This is a genomic window from Bradyrhizobium sp. IC4060 (assembly GCF_020193715.1).
Taxonomy (GTDB): Bacteria; Pseudomonadota; Alphaproteobacteria; order Rhizobiales; family Xanthobacteraceae; genus Bradyrhizobium; species Bradyrhizobium yuanmingense.
This window is the reverse complement of the sequence record NZ_JADYVJ010000002.1, coordinates 539,965-561,603: the sequence shown is the minus strand read 5'-3', so window position 1 is coordinate 561,603 and position 21,639 is coordinate 539,965. Positions and strand designations below refer to the sequence as shown.

Below are 21,639 nucleotides of genomic sequence, written 5' to 3'. Positions count from 1 at the left end.
CTGCACCCTCAACCCCGTAAACGCCTTGGGCTAAAGGATGGTTGCTCGTTCCGCTTGTGATTTTTTGGGAGAACACCGGAAGGAGATTGACGGCATCGATGAGCGGCTTGACCGTCGATCGATAGCGCATGGACTGGTCCGGCGAGAAGGACAACACAGCAATCAACTCGGCGCGACGGCTTCGATTACTGTGCCGGCCACTCGGCCAAGGCCAGGTTCAGTAAAACTCGTCGGATGCAGGCTTCGAGCTCCGGCAAGAAGTGCAAAATCGTCTGTCCGCGGTTGAGGCCGAATGACCATGCTCTCTGCCGGCAGACGCTCGGTCGGCGAGACCGACGCGGGCTTCGCGCCGCCTGCAACAATGTGGGGCAACGGTGCGGCCATCAACCAGATGTTCTTAAGCATCGCCCTATTCACCGAGCACGCGACGACACCTTTCCGCTTCAGACGGGCGACGGTAAAGAGCTTGCGGATCAGCAGGTCTCGTTCAAGCGACTGCGGCAATTTGAACTGCACCCCGATGAGCCGGCCCCTTTGTTGCGCAATCACCGCATCGACCCATCCGACCTGCATGATGTGCACGCGCAGCGGTTCTCCGGCGCGAGGAAAGTCAATACCGGAGCCAAGCAGAACGCCGGCGCCAGAGAGGGAGATGTTGCTCACGCGTCCAGAAAGCTGCTCGCCGGTCGCGGTCTGGATCAAGATAGTTTCGTCGATGTCGAAACGCTCCTCGGTACGTCCCATCCGCGCCTGCAGCGAGGTCATGCAGACGAAGAAAAGCACGACGATGTTCACGACCGACCAGAAGGCGACCATCGGTAGAGCCGCCGGATGATCGATGATGCGCCATTCCGGGATCGTGTTCAGAACCACACCGACAACCGTCAACGCCATCAAGACCGCCGACGGCCAGAATATCTCCGCAGCGTAACTTGCGCGCCGCGCGGCAGCGCCCTTCGGCGTCACCCTGAACGCATGTCCCGCCGGCTTGACGAGAGTCCCCAGCACCGTCGGCAATATCTTGAAGCTCTGGATCGTCGCCGACACCTGAGCGGCGAGCGGAAAATGCACGTGCGGCGCGAACCAGGAGATGCCGCCGTTGAGCGCCAGGATCGCGGGGAACAAGTAGTAGAACACCGATTCGGGGGTGACATCGACGACAGGCGCCAAGCCGGTCCACATGAACACGATCGGAACCACCACGACCATGAGCGCCCGCAAGCCCAATGAGAGCCAATGCGTCGGAAAGAAGAGGAGCCGATGCATCAAGCCCAGTCCGGGGCCGAGCGGACCGGCGGCGAGGTACAGCGTCTGAATCGCGCCACGCGCCCAGCGTTGCCGCTGCACGAAAAAGGCATCAAGGCTTTCCGGCGCCAGTCCAATCGCCAGCGGCTCGCAGAGATAGCGGGTGACGTATCCCTTGCGCAGCAGGACGAGCGTCAGCAGGATGTCTTCCGTAATGGACTGGGTCGGCAAGGCATCGCCTACCGCGCGGAGTGCTGCGCGACGCGTGACGGAGTTGGACCCGCAACAAAAGGCACCATCCCAGCCGTCGCGCGCGGGCATGATGGAATCGAAGAAGAACCGTTGCTCGTCCGGCAGTCCCCTGTGCAGGCCGAGATTCGCCTGCATCGGGTCCTCATTGTAGAAGGCGTGCGGGATCTGAACGATTCCGACCTTTGGATCAGCGAAGAAGCCCATCGTGCGCATCAGGAAATTGCGCTGCGGCACGAAATCCGCATCAAAGATCGCGAAGAACTCGCCGCTCGTCTTGGTCAGGGCATGATTGATATTGCCGGCCTTGGCATTCAAATTGTCGGCGCGCGTGAGATAGCCGGCGCCCTTTTGCGTGCAGAGTGCCCTGAGCCAAGGCCTGCGACCATCATCCAAGACCCACACCTGGACGTTCGGATAGTCCAGGCACAGCGCGCCGGTGATCGTCTTTTCCAGCACCTCGAATGGCTCGTCGTAGGTCGGAATAAAGACGTCGACCGAGGGCAGCTCATCATCCGGCAGGCTGCGAAGCCGACGCTCGTGCTGATCTGCTTCGCTTCGGCGATCGGTCCTGCGAAGGAACGTCAGATAGAGAATGAACTGATCTGTGAAAGTCAGAAGCTCGACGAACAGACAGAACCAGATCCAGCCGACCTGATACCAGGTCCCGCTTGCCGGCAGCACTGTGGTGAAAATACGCCATTCGAGATAGTGGGCAACCACAAGCCAAACCACAACAAAGACCGCAAGACGCGCCCAAGGGCGCGCGACCGGAAAGGTCGGCGCCAACAGATACATCGCAGCAAAGATGCCCAGCATCGGCGCGAACAGCTGAGAGAGAGGCAGAGTCATGGCTTGCATGGAACATCTCGCTCACAGGAGCGATTGGTCGAGTTCCAGGCGAGCGGTCAGCCATTTCAACTTCGAGCTGACCAATCGTAGCAGGCCGTCGGCTCTGCGCTCGAAGCGCACCTCAGCCAATCGTCCGATATCGCAGGAGCCGTTGCGGTCGGCCGACGTCTCATTGGGCGGAAGCGATATCTCAATGGTAATGTTGCCCGGATCAGGCCGCGGCACCCGAGCCGCAAGCAGCCGATCATCGCCGTACGCGGCCGATCCGCGGACCTGCCGGATCTGGCCGCTCTTCCATTCGCGACTCCCAATCAGACGGACGGTAGCCGCATCTCCAGCCTTGATCTTCTCGAAATCGCGCTCGGGTAGTTCAACGACGATAAACCGGCGTTTGCAATCTGCGAAATCGAAGACCGACTGCCCTTCCGTGACCATCGAGCCCGGGCTGGCCGCGACCGACCAGACCACATGGGCTGCGGGCAAGGACAGATCGTAGTGATCGAGACGATCAAGTCGAGTGCGTTCCTCTGCAATTTCCGCGGCCAACTGCGCGGCACGTGAGCTGTTCTGCAACAGGTCTGTCTCGAGCTCCTGGCGGCGGAGGACAAGCCGCTCGCGCTGCTGCTGAGAATAGGGCACGTCGTTGGCATCGCCACGAAGATAAATGCCCTTGTCGGCCGCCCCCAATTCCGTCTTGAGGCGCCGCAGGCGTTCATCGGCCATCTGGCACCGCGTTGCGGTTGCCTCCTGCGAGGCCTGGGCCTCACCGGAGCGGATCTGCGAACTGATGCCGAGCTTCACGAGCCTCTCCATCCGGCCCGCGACATCGTTCCGCTGCCGCGCCTCAGCGAGACAGCCGCCTTTTTCAACTTCCGTTTCACCTATCTCGTGGCGCAGGCGCGCTACCATCCCCGAACGATAGTCCTCGCTTCGCTCGCGGAGCTTGCGATCGAGCTCGGCGATTTCCTCGAGTTGCCGGCGTGCGAGCTCGGCGCGTTTGGTGGACATGGCCAGCTGCTGATCAAGGTCCATGAGGTGCCGGCGATCCGGCGAACGCGCCTCGACCAGCGGCACCATCCGGGTGTGCTCGAAATATTCGCCCTTGCGTGGAAGATCTGACGAGAGCTGACCCGCCATCGGCGCAGTCACCCGCATGAGCTCGGCATTGACATAGGCGGAGGGGGCGATTCGGTAGGTCACATACGGCAACAGGGCCCATCCGCTGAGAGCGATGATCCCGAGCGCCAGGGACCGCCGAGCGATCCGGCTGCGAATGAAACGTTCGACATGCAGGCGAACCACGACTGGATCTCCAAATGGGCTTTGGTCGCTCCGCCTGCCCTTGCGAAGGCAAGCCTATCACCGCATGGCCCAGGTGTTGGCATGAAGCCTGCGCCTTGAGACAATGAGCAATCCGACAACAGCTGCTTGCCGAAATCAGGATTCGCCGCCGCAGCAGACTCCCCCTCGCAACCACGAGAAGCATATCTAGCTTTCACCACAGCAGGTTAAGACGTGTCAAAACCGGAGAACTACGGCTCGGGAATCGAGAACAAGATGCCGACCTATTCTGGCTTGAAGTCGGCGCGGCGCTTGTACTGATCGAATGGCGGCGCGGCTAACGCCCATTCCTAAGCAGCTCTTTCGCTTCCGCGAATTCGGGAAGACCATGCTCCGCCTCGAATTGAGCGACCACGGGCGCAAGCACTTCGGATAGCGTACGCGCTCGGCCATTTGTCTTGTACAGGCGTGCAAGTTCAAGAGCGCTGCGCAGCTCAAAGGTCTTGGTCTGCTGATGTTGTGCGATGTCCAGCGCCCGCTTGAGGGCGTCTTCGGCACTGGATTCGTCCGAAGGATTATGGCGCGATAAGAGTTTACCGCGGACACGATGCAGCTCGGCATCAAGCCAATGCTGGCCGGATTGTCCCGTCCCGGCGATCAATTCGTCCAGGATTTCCAGCCCGGTCTCGACGTCGCCTAAATCTGCAATCGCCAGGGCGACATGCATCCCCCAGAACGGTTCGCAGAGGTAGCAATCGTTCTCGTGCAGGAAGGTCCAGCCGTGACGCATGTCCGCCAGTCCGGTCATTCGGTCTCCCGCACGCCACTTGGCGAGGCCGTTCAGGTAGGTGCCGGCGGCCACGTACAGCGGCATCGTGTGGTCGCGCGCGAGACCGAGCGCCAGGATCGTCTCTGTCTGCTGCAACATGCCCCCGCATACTCCGTCGAACACCGCGCGATGAACCAACGCATTGGCCTGGGACAGCGCCCGTTTTTCTCCCGGAGTACCCACCGCTTCCGCGGCGAGCTTGCGCGCACGAGCGATGTCGCCAAGCGGCCAGAGCACCAAAGCGAGAAATCGCATGATCACGAACGGGAGATCCAGCGCCGAAGCCCTGAAGGTCGCGGGATCCGGTTCGGCCCGATAGATCGCCAGCGCCCGCTCAAGATGCGTACGCGCGTTCAAATACTCGCCGGCGAACCAGCAGGTCACGCCCCCAGTCGAATGGGCCACGACGGCGGCCACGGGCGAGTCCGGCCGTCGCTCAGCGGCGCTCCTGATGGCATCCGCCAGCTCCCGCATCGGAGCAAGTTCGCCATGGGTCAGGCAGGCATTGAAGAGGCCGGAATGGACCGGCGCAAGTTCAACGGGATCATCGATACCGGCTGCGAATTGTCGCGCGCGCGTCCATGCGGCGACCGTTTCCGGAGCACTGTGGCCGAGGCTGCCCCGCAAGGCACGGCCATATGCGATTTGAAGATGCAGCCTGCTCATCATCCGGTGGGGCTCGCCAGGCAATTGATCGGCGATCGCGATGGCCTTGCCGAGATGCGCGATCGCCTCGGAATAGGCCGAGCGTTTCAACGCCTGCTGGCCCGCCTTGCGCCACCATTCGAGGGCGATCTCGCTCAGCCCCGCCTCGGTGAAGTGGTGCGCGAGAACTTCCGGCTCGGTCTCGGCGACGATTGGAAACTTGTCGCGCAGGACATCGCCAATCCTTGTGTGAAGCACCTGCCGTTTGCTCTTGAGCAGGCTCTCGTAGGCCGCTTCTTGAACAAGGGCATGCTTGAAACTGTAATTTGCTTCGGGCGGCGTCCCACGACGCAGCAGCAGTTCGGCCTCTTCAAGTTGTCCCAGCGCAGCGCTCAGCGTCAGATCGTCGCGTGCCGCCACGGTTTTCAGCAGCGCGTACGAGAAGTCGCGGCCAATGGCGGCGCCTATCTGAGCCACCTCCTTGACCGGGGCGAGCCGATCGAGCCGCGCCATCAGCGAATCCTGCAGCGTCGCAGGGATAGCAAGCGGCGGCAGCGGACTATTCAAGCGGTAGCGCCCGGCATCCTCAACGAGCAGCCCGGACTCCAGCACCATCTTGGTCAATTCCTCGACGAATAGCGGAATGCCATCCGTCTTGTCGATGATCTGCTCCATCATCTCGCGTGGCAGCTGGCGACCGACGACAATCTGCTCGACGAGCGCGCGCGTGTCCTGCCGATCGAGCCGGTCGAGCCGCAACAGACTGACGTTGGCAAGGCCCGACCAGGAGGGCTCGAACTCCGGCCGCGACGTCAAGAGCACGAGTATCGGCAGTCCCCTGATCCGATCGACCGCGAGATCGAACAGTTCAAGTGTCGTGGCATCGGCCCAATGCATATCCTCGCAGATGATCAGCAGCGGCTGGCCTCGCGCCAGTCCCTCAAGCTGATCGAGAAGGGCGGCAAAAGTCTGCCGCCGCTGCTGCGCCGGGCTCAAGCCGAGGGGCGGGCAATGGTCGCCGGTGGGAATCGAAAGCAGAGCGGCAATGAGCGGTGTTGCCCGGGCGACCTGCTGGGTTCCTATCGCCAGCATTGCCTCGAGCTTGTCGAGTTTTTGATCCGCCGTGTCGTGCGAGCGAATTCCGGCGGCGCGCTCGAGCTGCGCGACGAAGGGATGAAGCGCACTATTGATGTGGTAAGGCGAACACTGATATCGCACGCGACGGTGCGACCCCAACGAGGGGCTTTCCGACAGCGTTGCTACAATACGCGACTTGCCGATGCCCGCTTCGCCGGAAATCAATACGAACTGGCCCCGCCCCTGCCATGCCTCCCGCTGGCGCGAGAGGATGAACTCGATCTCGTTCTTGCGGCCGACAAAGCCGATCGAGCGCGCGGCACGGACTGCCTCGAAGCGACTCTCGGATGCGGTCGCGCCTTCCACCGCCCAGACCGCGATGGGGTCTGCCATTCCCTTGACCTCCCGACGGCCGAGATTGCGCAGGGAGAACAGATCGCCAAGCAGCCGGCGCGTGGATGAAGCAACGACGACGACCCCCGGCTCCGCCAGGCTCTGGAGCCGGGCGGCGAGGTTTGGTGTGTCGCCGATAGTTGCGTGCTCCTCCGACGCATCTCCGCTGATGAGGTCGCCGACCACCACAAGTCCGGTCGCAATTGCGATCCGCAGTTCAGCTCGTTCGTCGGTCCCTGTCTTGAGCTGGCGTATCGCGGAGATCATGTCGAGGCCGGCGCGCACCGCGCGCTCGGCATCATCTTCGTGGGCGCGCGGATAGCCGAAATAGACGAGTATTCCATCGCCGACGAATCTAGCTATCCTGCCATCATAAGCAGCAATCACGCTCGCGCAGGCAGCGCGATAGGCCCGGATCACCTCCCACATATCCTCGGGATCGAGACGCGCCGAGAGCGCAGTCGAGCCGACCAGATCGCAAAACATGACCGTGAGATGACGCCGCTCGGCGTCCTGAGGAGGAGCGGGAGATGCGATCAACGCGGCCGGATCGAGGTCAGCGATAGCACGCAGCATCTTGCGGCGATGGCCGAGCAGGACTCCGAGCTTATCGAAGTCCTCATCCATCAGTTCGGGAAGGACGCCTATGTCGATCCCATTTTGGGCAAAGCGCTCCGCGTATTGCGCAAGCCCCAGCTTCTCGAGCCACTCCGCAATCTGCATTGGCTCCACCGATCGTGTGGTTAGCGGTTAGCAGAAGTTTTGGACCACGGCGCGCGGGGACAATATACCAACACCACCATGATGGCACGTCTTGTTTGTTGCGCGACAACTTAGGTTTCTCATTGCCGATATCACTTTCAAGTGGTGACGCTGCTCGATGCGAACGGCTTTGCTACCAAACATCGTCGGCACGCAGCATTGGACGGCGGAGGTTGCGATGAGTCGTCGCGCTCGTTTCGAACCGGAACCGAACCAACACTGCGGCTTGTGCCGAACGGACATTTTCCGCGACCGCAGCTCCTTCATTGCTCGCCGATAGGCGCTTCATAGCTGCGAGCCATCGTGCCCGCCGCAACCTGGAGCGAAGAACCGATTACCCAGCAGCCGGCAACAAAGCCGATCAGGCCGTTAGGCAGATTTTGATCAAGGACAAGAATGCTGACGGACAGAGTCGCAGCGATTGCCGCACCGAACGTGCCAGCCGCACTCATAATCTCGACCGGCTCGGAACCGTTCCATTCTTCCGAGATGCTCGATGTCGACCTCTGTGCGCCATGGCCAGCCATATCAATTCCGACGTAATAGCCGACAGCTCCGTAGAGCATTGTTATCAGGACGATCCAGCCGCTTTCGAATAGTCCGGCTTTCTGACGTAACAGGGCCGCCCCAACATAGAGGCCGCCAGATGCACCAACGGCGGCCAGCCCGATTCTTTCAAAAAGATGAGCCGATTTGATCAGACTTGAACGGGCGATCCGAAGATTGCCGACGCGCCTTGTTGCAGAAAAGGCGCTGAAAATTGCGCTGCTTATCGTCATAGGAGCTCCTTCTGAGTAAGTAGCAGCCTACCGGCCGACCCCGAACAGAAGCTGCGTGAGTTGCGCGATGCCCTTTCATTCCAATTTCTGAAGAATCTTTGCTGAGTGATGGGACTGGCTTTGCTCGTGAGCGAGACGGAACCAATCCAAAGCTGCGAGCATGTGGCTGCGCAGGCATTGCATCTCACCCGTGTTTCAAATGATCCGGGTGCGGCAATTTTCGTTGCGAGAGTGGTAATTCAGAAAGAGAGCGAGCGCGTATGAAGCGGTTCACACACGGTCCTCCCTGTCGCTCTATTCGGTCACAATTTCCGAAGGACGCATCTCATTTCGCGATAACGGACGGCGAACATGCTGGATCTGCAACGCGCGGTTGGTCAGCACGCTGCCCGCGTCTGGCGAAATCAAAGATACGCGCATGGTTTCGTGAAGCTCGCAGCCTCAGCCCGACCACTCCTCGCCCCAGACCTGCACGACGTGGCCGGGCGACACTTCGCGATAGTGCCGCACCGGCGGCTGGTAGTCCGGCGCGCGGACCGGGCTTCTGATCTCGTCGTTGGAGGCTGGTCGCTGCGTGCCGCGGCGCGACGGATCGGGCACCGGCACGGCGGCCATCAGCTTCCTGGTGTAGGGATGCTGCGGATTGCCGAACACCGACGCGCGCGGGCCGATCTCGACGATCTCGCCGAGATACATCACGGCGACGCGGTGGCTCATGCGCTCGACCACGGCGATGTCGTGGGAAATGAAGAGATAGGCAAGGCCCATGCTGGCCTGGAGGTCGAGCATCAGGTTGACGACCTGCGCCTTGACCGAGACGTCGAGCGCGGAGACTGCTTCGTCCGCGACGATCAGTTTCGGGCCGAGTGCGAGCGCGCGCGCGATGCAGATGCGCTGGCGCTGGCCGCCGGAGAATTCATGCGGGAAGCGCGCGGCCATGTCAGCGGAGAGGCCGACGCGGACGAGCAGGTCGGCGACCTTGTCGCGCACCTGCGACGCCGTTGCCAGTCCGTTGGCAAGCAAAGGCGCAGCGATCGCCGTTCCCACCGACATGCGCGGATTGAGGCTCGCGAACGGATCCTGAAACACGATCTGCATGTGCTTGCGGACATCGCGCAAAGCCCGGCCGTTCATGGCCAGCACATCCTGGCCATCGATCAGGACCGTACCGCTGTCCGGCTGCGTCAGCTTCAGGATGGAGCGTCCGGTGGTCGACTTGCCGCAGCCGGATTCGCCGACCAGCGCCAGTGTCTCGCCGGCGCGCAAGGTGAAGGAGACGTTCTCGACCGCATGGACGCGGCCCGAGACCTTGCCGAACAGGCCCGAGCGGATCGGAAAGCGCGTCGTGAGGTTTGAGACTTCCAGCAGAGGCCGCTCGGCGGGCGAGACCGTATCGGGCGTCTCGGCCGGCTCGTCCGACGTGCCCGTCACCTTGTCGACGATCGGAAACCGCATCGGCCGCATCCGCCCGTCCATCGAGCCGAGCCGCGGCACGGCCGCGAGCAGCGCGCGCGTATAGGGATGCGCGGGCGCGGCAAAAATGCGCGCGGTGGCGTCCGTCTCCACCGCCTGCCCGCCATACATCACCACGGTGCGGTCCGCGATCTCGGCGACCACGCCCATGTCGTGGGTGATGAAGAGGATCGACATGCCCTCCTCCTGCTGAAGTTCTTTGAGCAGTTCCAGGATCTGGGCCTGGATGGTGACGTCGAGCGCGGTGGTCGGCTCGTCCGCGATCAGAAGCTTCGGCTTGCAGGCCAGCGCCATCGCGATCATCACGCGCTGGCGCATGCCGCCGGAGAAGCGATGCGGGTGCTCGTGGAAGCGCGACGCCGCCGCAGGGATGCGGACGCGATCGAGCAGGCGGACGGTCTCCGCCTCTGCCGCCGCGCGCGACAGGCCGCGATGCTGGATCAGCGCCTCCGCGATCTGGAAGCCGATGGTGAGCACCGGATTGAGGCTCGTCATCGGCTCCTGGAAGATCATGGCGACGTCATTGCCGCGGATATCCTTCATATCAGCCTCGGGCAGCGCGAGCAGATCGCGCCCCGCCAGCATGACGCGCCCCTCGACCCGGCCGATCTCGCTCGGAATGAGCCGCATGATCGACAGCGCGGTGACGCTCTTGCCCGAACCGGACTCGCCGACGATCGCGACGGTTTCGCGGGCTGCGATGTCGAACGAGACCTTGCGAACGACGGGAATCCATTGCCGCTCGAGCATGAAGGAGGTGGTGAGGCTGGAGACGGAGAGTACCGCTGCCTGTGCTTCGGCAACGGCCTGATCAGATCTTTTTGTGCCGATGCTCATGCGATTGCCCTAATAGCCCCGCCTGCGATCGACCAGACCCGGCAGCTCCTCGCCCCGACGATGCCGCGCGATCACGTCGAGCACGAAATCGACGGCCGTATCGGGCGTGGTCATGCTGGCGTTGTGCGGCGTCAGCAGGATGCGCGGATGGCTCCAGAACGGGTGGCCTGCCGGCAGCGGCTCGGGATCGGTGACGTCGAGCACCGCACCTGATAGCGCGCCGCTGTCGAGGGCTGCGAGGAGATCGGCCTCGACGAGATGCGGGCCGCGTCCGACATTGACGAGCCCTGCCCCGCGCGGCAGGCGCGCGAACAGCTCGGCATTGAGAATGCCGCGCGTTTGATCCGTCAGCGGCAGCAGGCAGACGAGAATGTCGGCCTGCGCCAGAAATTCTGGCAAGGCATCGGCCCCCGCATAGCAGGTGACGCCTTCGATCTCGCGCGGCGAACGATTCCACCCAAGAAGCGGAAAGCCGAACGTCTTGAGCCGTTCCAGCACGGCCTGGCCGAGCTGGCCGAGCCCCATCACGCCGACGTGCCGGCGCCTGGCCGGCGTGATCCGGATCTCGCGCCAGACCTGCTGCCTCTGCTGGCTGATGAAATCGAGGAGATCGCGATGCAGGGCAAGCACGGCCATGGTGACGTATTCGACCATGGTCTCGGCAATGCCGGGCTCCAGCATGCGGACCAGCGGGATGTGCGCCGGGACTGTCGTGGTGTCGAACTGATCGACGCCCGCGCCCACCGAGAAGACCAGCTCGAGATTGGGAAAGGTCGTCGTGATGTCATCCGGCGGCACCCAGGCCACGAGATAACGCACCGCGGCGGGATCGCCGATGTCGGGCCAGAGCCGGAACGGCACATCAGGCGCGCGCTCCGCGAAGAAGCGCGCCCACTCGGCGCCGCGCACCATGTTGGCCTTGTAGAGAACCGTCATGCCCGCCTCAGAACGGGCTGACCGGCGCGAGACGACGGCCGTCGATCATGCGCTTGTGGCTGTAAGCGGCGGGATCGACAAGCGGCGTCGCGCCCGTCACGAGGTCGGCGGCGAGCTTGCCGGCGGCGGGACCGATGCCGAAACCGTGGCCGGAGAAGCCAGTCGCGAGGAAAAAGCCCGGCAGCGCGTCGACCGGTGAGATCACCGGAATCGTATCGGGCGTGCAGTCGATGGTGCCGCCCCAGGCTTCGGCGATCTCGATGTCCTTCAATTCCGGATTCGACTTGATCAGCGCCGCCAGCGCCGAGTTGACCAGCGACATGTCGGGCGCCGGATCGCGCACGCGCTCGGCCTCGAACGGCGATAGCTTGTCGAAACTCCAGCTGGTGCCGCGCATGAGCTGATCGAAGAACGACTTGCCGAACGAGAGCTTCAATCCGTTCTTGCGATGCTGATAGGTCGGCCAGAACGTGCGCGCGTAACGGAACAGGTCCGGCGACAGCTCGACCGTGCCGCGGTTGCGCAGCGCCAGCGTGAAGCCGCCGTCGAGGCGGCGGCGGATGCAGTAGAAATCGGTGCCGAGCGCGCCGGAGGTGATCTCCGGTCCCGGCGTGGTCCGGCACGCGGTGGCGTTGACGAGGCCGATCGGCAGCTCGATGCCGTGGCGGCGGCAGAACAGCGATGACCACGCGCCGCCCGCCAGCAGCACGGATTGCGTGCGGATGGTGCCCTTCTCGGTGACGACGGCGCTGACCCTCCCGCCCATCGTCTCCAGCCCGCGCGCGGCGCAGCCCTGGTGGATGGTGACGCCGTGCTTGCGTGCGGCGGTGGCGAGCGCAGGGACGGCCATCGACGGCTCGGCGCGGCCATCGCTCGGCGTGTGCAGGCCGCCGACCCATGTGTCGGCGTTGCCGGGCATGCGCTCGGCGACCTCGGCCGGCGTCAGCACGGTGGAGTGAACCTGCATCTCGCGCGCGACCGCGGCCCAGCGCTCCCAGCTGGCGAGTTCGTCCTTGCTCTTGGTCAGGAACAACACCCCGGTTCGCCGGAAGCCGGCATCGACGCCGGCATCGTTCTGCATGTCCTCCCACAGAAGCAGCGCCTCGCGCGCGAGCGGGATCTCCTCGCGTGCGCGGCCTTGCTGGCGGCACCAGCCCCAATTGCGGCTCGACTGCTCGCCGCCGACATGGCCCTTCTCGACCAGCGCGACGGAGTGCCCCTTCTTCGCCAGATGATAGGCGGCCGAGACGCCGATGACGCCGCCGCCGATGACGACGACATCTACCTGCGCCGGCAGGCGTTCGTCGCTGTTGATGCGGTTGAGCGGCGGGGACATGGGGCACTCCTGGAGTTCAGTTCGAGCTCTTGCGCGTCAGAGGTCTTGCGCGTCACGGGATGTTCATTCGCGGATCGAGCGCATCGCGCAGGCCGTCACCGAGAAAGTTGAAGCTGGTCACCGCGAGCGTGATGGCGACGCCCGGCGCGATCGCGAGCCAGGGCGCGCTGGTGAGATAGATCTGCGCATTGTTGAGCATGTTGCCCCAGCTCGCCGCCGGCGGCTGGATGCCGTAGCCGAGATAGCTGACATAGGATTCGAGCAGGATCGCCTTGGCGACGTTGAGCGTCGCGGCAACCACGATCGGCGCGATCGCGTTGGGCACGAGCTCGCGGAACATGATGCGCAGGTTCGAGGAGCCGAACGCGAGCGCGGCGACCGCAAACTCACGCTCGCGCAACGAGCGCACCTGGGCTTCGACGACGCGCGCGACCGCCATCCAGGCCGTGGCGGCGATCAATATGGTGGTGGTGACGAGACCGGGCTCGGTCAGCGCTGCGAGGGCCAGCAGCAGGAAGATGGTCGGAAAGCACAGCACGGCGTCGACGAGCCGCATCAACACCGCGCCGACCGCGCCGCCATAGAACCCGGCAAAGGCGCCGACGACAATGCCGACCGCCATCGCGATCACCATCGCGACGATGCCGATCGAGAGCGAGACCCGCCCGCCCATCATCAACCGTGCCAGCACGTCGCGGCCGAGCTCGTCGGTGCCGAGAATATGCGCGCCGGAGAGCGGCGGCGCGAACCGCTTCATGATGTCGATGTAGGTGTCGTCGAACGGCAGCAGGTAGGGGCCGAACGTCGAACCGAGCACGAGCACGAGGATGATCAAGGCGCCCGCGAGCGCCAACCGATGCCGGCGAAAGCGCCGCCACGCGGCCTGGCCGGGCGCGAGCTGAACGGTGGAGAGGGCTGCGGTCGCCATCGCTTCAGCCCACCCGGATGCGCGGATCGACGACGGCATAGAGGATGTCTGCCAGCAGCGAGCCGATCAGCACCATCGTCGCCGAGAACATCAGGATGCCCATCACCACGGGATAGTCGCGGTAACCAATCGAATCCAGGAACAGGCGGCCCATGCCCGGCCAGGTGAACACGGTCTCCGCCACCAGCGCACCGCCCAGCAGCGTCGGAAACTGCAGGCCGGCGACCGTGATCATCGGCAGCAGCGCGTTGCGAAGCGCGTGCACCGTGAGAATGCGCCATTCCGGCATGCCCTTGGCGCGTGCAGTGCGGATGTAGTCCTGGTTGATGACCTCGAGCATCGAGGAGCGCATGAAACGGCCCCACATCGCGGTCTCGACCAGCGCCAGCACCATGGCCGGCGCGATCAGATGATGCAGCAGGTCGAGGAAGGAGCCGTCGCCAATGGTATGCCGGTTGCCCGCCGGCAGCCAGCCGAGCTTGACCGAGAAGACGTAGATGGTGACGAGGCCGAACCAGAAGGTCGGGATCGACAGCGCGATCATGGCACCGACGGTGGCGAGCGTATCGAACAGCGAGTAGCGGCGTAGCGCGCCAAGGATGCCGATCCAGCAGCCGAGCAGCACCGCGATGATGGTCGCCGTCGCCATCAGCTCCAGCGTGGCGCCGAGATGCGAGGAGATCACCGACAGCACCGCCTCGCCGTCGCGATACGACTTGCCCCAATCACCCCGCACCATGCGGCCGAACCAGTCGAGATATTGGACCGGCAGCGGACGATCGAGGCCGAGCTGCCTGGTGACGCGGTCGAGATCCTCCTGCGTCATCTGGCTTGAGGCGGCAAACTGCGACAGCGGCCCGCCGGGCGCCAGATGCAGGATGGCGAAGCCGATCCCCGAGACGATCACGAGCAGCATGATCGCCTGCGCCAGGCGATTGACGACGTAGCGGGCCATCTCAGGCGATCCAACCAGCCCGAGACATCAGGCCCAATACCATTCGCGCATGTTCCAGCTGTTGATCGACATGTTGATGTTGGGACGGAAGCCTTGCAGCCCCTCCTTGATGCCCTCGGCGATGAAGCCCTGGAACAGCGGCAGGATGGCGAGGTCGTTGCGGATCAGCTTTTGCAGCTCGCCATAGGTGGCCTTGCGTTGCGCCAGGTCGAATTGCTTGGCGCCTTCAGACAACAGCCGGTCGGCCTGCGCGCTTTGATATTGATAAGTGTTGAAGCCGCGGCCGCCCTTGGCGGGAATGGCGCCGGAGCCGAAGCGCGGCGTCACGTCGGGGTCGCTGCCCAGCATGAAGTTCACGCCGACGATCACTGAATTGAACTTCGATTGCTGCCAGAAGTCGCCCCAGATCACGGCCGCCGGCATGTTGCTGACGCGCATCGCCGCGCCAATGGCCCGCCAGTCCTGGATCAGGAGCTGCTGGCACTGTTCGCGCACGGCACTGCCCGCCGTCGTCGAGTTGGTGAATTCGAGCTTGACGCCGCCCTTCTCGCGAATGCCGCCGGAGCCGCGAACCCAGCCCGCGGCGTCGAGCAGCGCGTTGGCCTTGGCAGGATCGTATTTGTGCTGCGGCAGACCCTGCTGGAACGACCAGGCCTGCTGCGGCACGAAGCTCTCGGTCTGCGTCGGCAGACCGTAATAGAGCGCGTCGATGATCGCCTGCTTGTTGATGCCGAGATAGAGCGCCTCGCGCACGGCACGATCAGTGAAAGGGCCAAAATCCAGGTTCGGCGCGATATGCTCTACCGAGGAGGTCGAAGAGACGAAGATCTTGCGGCCCTTCAGCGTCTTTGCCTCCTGCACGAAGTTCGGCAGGATGCCTTGCAGGCCGGTGTAGTCGACCTGACCGGTGCGGAACTGGGTGTAGAGCACGGTGAGATCAGGGATGTATTTGAAGACCACGCGTTCGAGGTACGGCCCCTTGCCATGATAGCCGGTGTGGGCGTTCAGCTGGATATGGTCGCCGGGCACGCGCTCGCCCCAGCGAAACGGGCCGGTCCCGACAGGCGCATTGTGGAACGGTGAGGCATTCGGATCGGACACCTTCTCCAGGATGTGCTTGGGCACGATGAAGGTGAACGACGCCAGGATCGACATATAGGGCGAATAGGGCGCTTCCATTCGCCAGTGGATCTCGTCGGACGCCACGACGGTGATGTCCTTGACGAGGCTATGGCCGACCCGGCTGCGCGCACGGAATGCGGGATTGTTGATCAGCTCGATGGAGAATTTGACATCCTCCGCCGTGAACGGCGTGCCGTCGTGCCATTTCACGTCGCTGCGCAGCTTGATCTTCCACGTCAGGCCGTCGGCCGAGAGGCCGCCATTCTCGATGGTCGGGACTTCGCGGGCGAGGTCGGGAACGAATTTCCCGTCGGGCTCGATGTACCAGAGCGGCGAGAACACCTGCCACCAGATGCCCTGATCGACCTCGATGCCCGGCATCAAGGGATGAAAGACGGTCGGCTCCTGCGACAGCGCCGCGATCACCTGGCCGCGCGGCTTGTCCGGGGGATTGGTAGGACGTTCGGTCTGTGCGAAGGCGTTCCCTGAAAGCGTCCAGCCTGCGGCTGCGCCCGCGCCAAGCTGGAAGAATTGACGGCGATTCGGAATGCCGAGATGCCCTGCCGCAACGCCGAACTTGCCGGTGTCGTCCGCCATGACCCACTCTCCGTTTCCGCACGCGGCACCGTCTCCCGCGCCCCCGAGACCCCGGCAAAGGGACAGGAGTGGGCTTTAGTGCTTCTAAATTTTTCTCCAAAAAGTTCATCACGACTAAATACAGCTGTCAATCGCATTGCTAGAATGCGCCAGCTTTTCACTCTGACTGAAGGCGCGGGGCTCGATCCCCGACGCTGAGATGATGCATGGGAGAGCGACATGGATGGTCGCGGCGACACGAACAGTCTGAAGGACGCTCCGACGACCGAGGCCGAAGATGCGGTCGACCAGCGCCTGGGTGAAACAGTGCGGCTGCTGCGTCAGCGCGCCGGCCTCTCGATCCAGGACGTCGCCAACAAGACCGGCCTGTCGACCGGCATGATCAGCCAGCTCGAACGTGCGCGCGCGATGCCGTCGATCCGCACGCTGCGCCTGCTCTCAATCGCGCTCGACGTTCCCATCTCCTATTTCTTCGAGAGCAGCGATCCTGCCGAAGCGCCGCGCTACACCGTGCGCAAGAACGCCAGGCGGCTGCTGCGGCTCACCGCCAGCGGCGTCGTCAAGGAAGCGCTGACGCCGGAAGGCAAAGGCCAGCTCGAGCTCTACGAGCTCACGCTCAACCCCGGCGCCTCCTCCGGCACCGACTTCCTGCAGCACACCGGCGAGAAGGCGGGCTACATTCTCTCGGGCAGCCTGCGGCTGTGGCTCGACAACCAGGCCCATGTGCTGGAAGCCGGCGACAGCTTTCGTTTTCCGAGCATCGTGCCGCACATGTTCGACAACCCGACCCAGCAGGTGGCGCGCGTGATCTGGGTGACGACGCTGCGCCAGACCGACTCGCCGGCGGGTTGAGTCCGGCATCAAGGTCTGGCGAGACGGATCTAGCTCATCCTTCGCCGCAGCGTGGCTGACGGCGTCTCGCCGAATTTCTCGCGGTAGGCGCCGGCCATGCGGCCGAGATGGGTGAAGCCGAGATCGAAGGCCATCTCAGTGATGGAAACATCGGGTGCGGCTTGCGCGAGGCGCGCATTGAGGCCGGCGAGGCGCATGTCGAGCAGCATCTGCGAGATCGACACGCCGAAGTGACGGCGGAAGCCGAGCTGCAGCGCGCGGATGCCGATGCCGGAGGCGCAGGCGAGCTGCGCGAGGTCGAGCGGCTCGCCGGCATGATCGGCAAGGTGATCGCGCGCGGCGCGCAAGGCGCGCGGCAAACGCTCGGCCTGCCCCGAAAACGTCTGAATCGCATCCGACAGGCCATGCCGCTGCCGGTTGAGCAGATGATCGAGCAGCGCTTCGCGCCAATCGGCCATTGCGGCCGGCGACAGCCGGCCTGATGGTCCGAGACGCTCGGCGAGTGTCATCAGCTCGGCGAGCCTCGTCTGCAGGGCCCGCCCGGACGGCGCATCCAGCTCGATCACCGGATCGAACTCGACCACCCCGGTCGCCCTGCCCGACAAGGCCGCGGCGCGCTGCTCGACCATGCGGCGATCGAGCAGCAGGATCGCCTGCGCACAATCGCTCCACATCATCCGGGTCGGAATTGTCGGCGACAGCAGCGACGCGATCCGGTCCGGGGCCGCATCGAGCTCACGGCGACCGGCACGAATGCGGGCGCTGCCAGCAAGCGGGACCTGCACCAGGAAGAAGCGCTCGAGGCAGCCCGGATCGATGCTGACCGCTCCGCCATAGGCGACGTAGTTGATGGAGAAACCCTCGAACGCCGCGCAATTGTGCCGGGCCGAGAAGCCGGCCGCGCGCGCCTGTGTCGGCTTGAGATCATGCGGGCAGAAGATGCGCCCGATCTGCTCGGCCGCCTCGTCGACGTCATCAGTGGTGACGCGGGCGAAGGCCGCAAGCCGTTCGGCTGCAGAGGCTGTTGCGCTCATTTCCAGCTCGGCTGCGGACATCGTCGACCATGCTTCGCGCCCGGAATTCCTTTAAGCCTATAATAGTTCCGCGGGGGCGAAAAGGGCCGGAGCTCGCAAATTCGTCGTGCTGCATGGCAATAGGTTCATCCGGATTCGTTTAGCGGATAGACAGGCGGTCCGTCCTCGGACGATGCTCCGTCCCCGCCGGAATCCATGAGGAGCAAGCCATGACTGCACTCGAAAAAGGCATCACCGCGAACGGGAAAGGCTACGGCGGCAAGAGCTGGAACATCCTTGGCCAGGTCTATTTCCCCAAGGCCGTCACCGACTCCACTTTCGCGTTCGAGACCAACAGCGATCCCGGCCAGTTCGTGCCGGTGCATATCCATCCGACCCAGGACGAGTTCATCCTGGTGCAGGAAGGCACGCTCGATCTCAAGCTCGACGGTCAATGGGTCAAGGCCAATGCCGGCGACCTCGTGCGCATGCCACGCGGCATCCCGCACGGCTATTTCAACAAGTCCGACAAGCCGTGCCGCGCGCTGTTCTGGGTCTCACCGATGCAGAAGCTGGAGGCGCTGTTCAACCAGCTGCACAATCTGACCGACCCGGCCGAGGTCGTGCGCATCTCGGCGCTGCATGAGGTCGACTTCCTGCCGCCCGAGGCCAACGACTAGCCGTCGCCGCTTCCTCCGCTTGCATCTGCTTGCAGCCCCGGCCGGCCGCGCCTTGTGGCCGAACGCGGCCGCTTGCGCGCCAAACACATCGAGCAAACCCATGGTCAGCCCAAAACATGTCTGCGTGGTCGGCGCCGGCGTCTCCGGCCTTGCCGCCGCGAAAGCATTCTCCACCCGAGGCCACCGCGTCACGATCGTCGAGCGCAGCTCAGATCTCGGCGGCGTCTGGGAGCCGGCGCGCTCCTACCCCGAGGTGCAGACCCAGAGCCCGAAGGAGCTCTACCGCTACACCGACCGCGCCATGCCGGATGCCTATCCGGAATGGCCGACCGGGCCGCAGGTCCACGCCTACCTCGCCGATTATGCCAAGAGTTTTGGCCTCGAGCGCATGCTGCGGCTCAACACCGAAGTCGCCGGCATGGCGCGCCGTGGCGACGGCAGGTCGGGATGGACGCTTGCCTTGAAGGACAGGAACGGCACGACCACGAGCGAGGATTTCGATTTCGTCGCGGTCTGCACCGGGCAATTCAACGAGCCACGCGAGCTGCATTGCCCCGGCGAGGACGCCTTTCTGGCGCAGGGCGGCCAGATCCTGCACTCGTCGAAATACGGCGATCCGACCCTGGCGAAGGAACGCCGCGTCGTCGTGCTCGGCGGCTCGAAGTCCGCAACTGACATCGCCGTGAATGCGGTGAAGTCAGGCGCGCGCGAGGTCACCATCGTGATGCGTGAGCCGGTCTGGCGCATTCCCTATTTCATCGGCGGTCTCGTGAACTTCAAGCGCATCCTCTACATCCGCGCGCAGGAGGAGATGTTTCCGGGTTGGGGCATCAGCACGATGGGACGGCTCGCGCACCGCCTCGCCGCGCCGCTGGTCTGGGCCAATTGGCGCGGGCTGGAGAGCCTGTTGAAGGCGCAGCTCAAGCTCGGCCGCTGCAACATGGTGCCGAAGGAGCGCATCGAGGACGGCGTCAACTGCTCGGTGCCCATCGCAACGCCGGGCTTCTACCCGATGGTCGCCGACGGCCGCATCAAGGCCGTGTTCGGCACGTTCGACCATTATGAGGGCGACAGCATCGTGATGAGTGGTGGCGAGCGCGTGGGCGCCGACGTCGCCGTGCTCGCGATCGGCTACAAGCTCGGCGTGCCGTTCCTGCCCGAGGCCTACCGGCAGAAACTGGTCGATGCCGACGGGCAGTACCGGCTCTATCGCCTGATCGCCAATCCGGATCTGCCCGAGCTCGGCTTCGTCGGCTTCAACTCCTCGTTCTGCACCGTGCTCTGCGCCGACCTCGCGGCGAACTGGCTGGTGCGTTATGCCGACGGCCAGCTCGCGAACCAGCCGACGGCACAGGCGATGCGCGACAACATCGAGATGATGCTGCACTTCAAGCGCGTCGAGCGGCCGGCCGCGGGCGTCTATGGCGGGCTGTGCGTCGCACCCTATCACTACCGCCATTTCGACGAGCTGATGGCCGATATCGGCGCGAAGAACCAGAAGACCGGCGGGCTCAAAGGACGCTTCCAACCTCCGGATGCGGATGCTTACGGCAAATTCCTCGCGACGGCGCCGGACTATCGGGCGGCGTGAGAGGAGAATTGCGGCAGCTCGCCTCCGGAGTCTACGATCTCGCTGGCCATCGAATCGACGGGAACCAGCCACAGGATCGGTCATGGGATCGAGACGACTTGCCGCCGCGGCGCTTGCGGCCGTTGCCTTCTTCGTGGCGGCGCCGGTCGATGCGCAGAAGGCACCGTCGCCGCAGCAATCGGCGGCGCTCGCCACTTACGAGCGCGCGCTCGGCGACTTCAAATCCGTGCTCGCCGAGCGGCGGCGCCAGATCGAGGCGAAGCAGCCGCTGCCGAACCTGCCGGGGCAGGCGCTGTATCTCGCACGCGTCGCCGTCATCAGCAGCTACAAGGACTTGACCGACGTCACGCCGTCGCGGATCGGCCGGCCCAACAAGTTCGAGATTCCCCCGGCCTATTTCGACGCCGACATCGAGCCGCTGGTCGAGGAATACGGCAGGCTGTTCGACATCATGGAGGCGCCGCCTGCCGGCGCGCAGAGCTCGCCGACGCCGTTCAAGGACGTCGTCGACCTCGCGGTTGCGATCGCGCGCGCCAAGGGGCTCGCGCCTGAACATGCCGAGACGGCGGGGCGCATCAGCCTCGGGCTCTTCTTTGCCGAGACCAACGGCAAGCAGAATGTCCGCAATGCGCGCTCCAACACCTATATGGGCAGCTTCCAGACCGGCCCCTCCGAGGACCGCAACGGCCGTCGGAAATGGGAGAAGATCAAGGCCGACGTCGCTGCGATCGATCCGCACCTGAGCGCGCGCAACGACAGGGAAGAGGCGCGCGCCCGTGGCACCGACCAGCGCTTCAACCATTGGACCAACGTCCGCAACGGGTTGATGAACGCGCACGCCGATCTGTTCCGCGAGATTCCGGGAATCGTCAAGACGCTGCCCGACCCGATCGACCAGATGAAGCTGTTCCAGCTGATCCAGATCGTTCCTACCCCGACGCGGTCCGCGCTCAAATCGGGCGATCTCCTGAACTATCGGGTGTCGAGCCCCAGAATCATGAGGTACCTGCGCAACAACAGCATTTTTGCCTTCGGACAGGCCGACCGGGCAAAGACCTCGGCGAGCTACCGCGAGATCTTCGCCGCGATGTGGCTGTTCAACCGGAAGTTCGAGAAAGCGATAGCGAAATACGCCGAGATCAAGCCGCGCTGAGGGATCGTTGCAACCGCCGGTGGAGGTTGTAGTCTCGCGGCCTCATCGGCGACA

Annotated in this window: 15 protein-coding genes; 4 read left to right on the top strand and 11 right to left on the bottom strand. The window is 64.0% G+C overall.

The window, feature by feature from the left end:
• Nucleotides 1-162: 162 nt before the first annotated feature.
• From I6F16_RS09425 to I6F16_RS09380, 10 genes are all read right to left on the bottom strand, one after another.
• Nucleotides 163-2,355, bottom strand: coding sequence for a glycosyltransferase (locus I6F16_RS09425; RefSeq protein WP_225112146.1), 2,193 nt, complete (start codon nt 2,353-2,355; stop codon nt 163-165).
• A gap of 12 nt (nt 2,356-2,367) precedes the next feature.
• Nucleotides 2,368-3,648 (bottom strand): HlyD family secretion protein, encoded by a 1,281-nt coding sequence (locus I6F16_RS09420; protein WP_225112145.1) that lies wholly within the window; start codon nt 3,646-3,648, stop codon nt 2,368-2,370.
• 316 nt (nt 3,649-3,964) lie between these two features.
• On the bottom strand, nt 3,965-7,294 hold the full coding sequence (locus I6F16_RS09415; protein WP_225112144.1) for an adenylate/guanylate cyclase domain-containing protein: 3,330 nt from the start codon (nt 7,292-7,294) through the stop codon (nt 3,965-3,967).
• A 302-nt stretch (nt 7,295-7,596) separates the two neighbouring features.
• Nucleotides 7,597-8,112 carry a hypothetical protein gene (locus tag I6F16_RS09410; protein WP_225151373.1) on the bottom strand — a complete coding sequence of 172 codons (516 nt, stop codon included), beginning with the start codon at nt 8,110-8,112 and terminating at the stop codon, nt 7,597-7,599.
• A gap of 441 nt (nt 8,113-8,553) precedes the next feature.
• Entirely contained in the window at nt 8,554-10,422 is a 1,869-nt protein-coding gene (locus tag I6F16_RS09405; protein WP_225112142.1) for an ABC transporter ATP-binding protein, read from the bottom strand.
• Nucleotides 10,423-10,431: 9 nt separating this feature from the next.
• Nucleotides 10,432-11,358: a glyoxylate/hydroxypyruvate reductase A gene (locus I6F16_RS09400; protein WP_225112141.1), complete on the bottom strand. Its 927-nt coding sequence runs from the start codon at nt 11,356-11,358 to the stop codon at nt 10,432-10,434.
• Between the two features lie 7 nt (nt 11,359-11,365).
• Nucleotides 11,366-12,694 (bottom strand): FAD-binding oxidoreductase, encoded by a 1,329-nt coding sequence (locus tag I6F16_RS09395; RefSeq protein ID WP_225112140.1) that lies wholly within the window; start codon nt 12,692-12,694, stop codon nt 11,366-11,368.
• A 52-nt stretch (nt 12,695-12,746) separates the two neighbouring features.
• Entirely contained in the window at nt 12,747-13,622 is an 876-nt protein-coding gene (locus I6F16_RS09390) for an ABC transporter permease (RefSeq protein WP_225112139.1), read from the bottom strand.
• Nucleotides 13,623-13,626: 4 nt separating this feature from the next.
• Nucleotides 13,627-14,577: an ABC transporter permease gene (locus tag I6F16_RS09385; RefSeq protein WP_225112138.1), complete on the bottom strand. Its 951-nt coding sequence runs from the start codon at nt 14,575-14,577 to the stop codon at nt 13,627-13,629.
• 27 nt (nt 14,578-14,604) lie between these two features.
• On the bottom strand, nt 14,605-16,296 hold the full coding sequence (locus tag I6F16_RS09380) for a peptide ABC transporter substrate-binding protein (protein WP_225112137.1): 1,692 nt from the start codon (nt 16,294-16,296) through the stop codon (nt 14,605-14,607).
• A 219-nt stretch (nt 16,297-16,515) separates the two neighbouring features.
• Here I6F16_RS09380 and I6F16_RS09375 point away from each other — a divergent pair, with 219 nt between their 5' ends.
• Entirely contained in the window at nt 16,516-17,148 is a 633-nt protein-coding gene (locus I6F16_RS09375; protein ID WP_057026064.1) for a cupin domain-containing protein, read from the top strand.
• Between the two features lie 29 nt (nt 17,149-17,177).
• Here the strand turns inward: I6F16_RS09375 and I6F16_RS09370 are convergent, their stop codons facing one another.
• Entirely contained in the window at nt 17,178-18,203 is a 1,026-nt protein-coding gene (locus I6F16_RS09370; RefSeq protein ID WP_225112136.1) for an AraC family transcriptional regulator, read from the bottom strand.
• A 188-nt stretch (nt 18,204-18,391) separates the two neighbouring features.
• Here I6F16_RS09370 and I6F16_RS09365 point away from each other — a divergent pair, with 188 nt between their 5' ends.
• From I6F16_RS09365 to I6F16_RS09355, 3 genes are all read left to right on the top strand, one after another.
• Complete coding sequence (locus I6F16_RS09365; RefSeq protein ID WP_036027225.1) at nt 18,392-18,841, top strand: cupin domain-containing protein; 450 nt, start codon at nt 18,392-18,394, stop codon at nt 18,839-18,841.
• A gap of 100 nt (nt 18,842-18,941) precedes the next feature.
• The gene (locus I6F16_RS09360; protein WP_225112135.1) at nt 18,942-20,432 is read left to right on the top strand and encodes an NAD(P)/FAD-dependent oxidoreductase; all 1,491 of its coding nucleotides are present in this window, start codon (nt 18,942-18,944) and stop codon (nt 20,430-20,432) included.
• Between the two features lie 82 nt (nt 20,433-20,514).
• Nucleotides 20,515-21,585: a hypothetical protein gene (locus tag I6F16_RS09355; protein WP_225112134.1), complete on the top strand. Its 1,071-nt coding sequence runs from the start codon at nt 20,515-20,517 to the stop codon at nt 21,583-21,585.
• Nucleotides 21,586-21,639: the final 54 nt, after the last annotated feature.

Bases quoted from the DNA above. Each gene is read 5' to 3' on its own strand.
- I6F16_RS09415 (WP_225112144.1), bottom strand. From the start codon at position 7,294: ATGCAGATTGCGGAGTGGCTCGAGAAGCTGGGGCTTGCGCAATACGCG.
- I6F16_RS09395 (WP_225112140.1), bottom strand. From the start codon at position 12,694: ATGTCCCCGCCGCTCAACCGCATCAACAGCGACGAACGCCTGCCGGCG.
- I6F16_RS09380 (WP_225112137.1), bottom strand. From the start codon at position 16,296: ATGGCGGACGACACCGGCAAGTTCGGCGTTGCGGCAGGGCATCTCGGC.
- I6F16_RS09360 (WP_225112135.1), top strand. From the start codon at position 18,942: ATGGTCAGCCCAAAACATGTCTGCGTGGTCGGCGCCGGCGTCTCCGGC.
- I6F16_RS09355 (WP_225112134.1), top strand. From the start codon at position 20,515: ATGGGATCGAGACGACTTGCCGCCGCGGCGCTTGCGGCCGTTGCCTTC.
- I6F16_RS09405 (WP_225112142.1), bottom strand. From the start codon at position 10,422: ATGAGCATCGGCACAAAAAGATCTGATCAGGCCGTTGCCGAAGCACAG.
- I6F16_RS09370 (WP_225112136.1), bottom strand. From the start codon at position 18,203: ATGTCCGCAGCCGAGCTGGAAATGAGCGCAACAGCCTCTGCAGCCGAA.
- I6F16_RS09365 (WP_036027225.1), top strand. From the start codon at position 18,392: ATGACTGCACTCGAAAAAGGCATCACCGCGAACGGGAAAGGCTACGGC.
- I6F16_RS09375 (WP_057026064.1), top strand. From the start codon at position 16,516: ATGGATGGTCGCGGCGACACGAACAGTCTGAAGGACGCTCCGACGACC.
- I6F16_RS09385 (WP_225112138.1), bottom strand. From the start codon at position 14,577: ATGGCCCGCTACGTCGTCAATCGCCTGGCGCAGGCGATCATGCTGCTC.
- I6F16_RS09425 (WP_225112146.1), bottom strand. From the start codon at position 2,355: ATGCAAGCCATGACTCTGCCTCTCTCTCAGCTGTTCGCGCCGATGCTG.
- I6F16_RS09410 (WP_225151373.1), bottom strand. From the start codon at position 8,112: ATGACGATAAGCAGCGCAATTTTCAGCGCCTTTTCTGCAACAAGGCGC.
- I6F16_RS09390 (WP_225112139.1), bottom strand. From the start codon at position 13,622: ATGGCGACCGCAGCCCTCTCCACCGTTCAGCTCGCGCCCGGCCAGGCC.
- I6F16_RS09400 (WP_225112141.1), bottom strand. From the start codon at position 11,358: ATGACGGTTCTCTACAAGGCCAACATGGTGCGCGGCGCCGAGTGGGCG.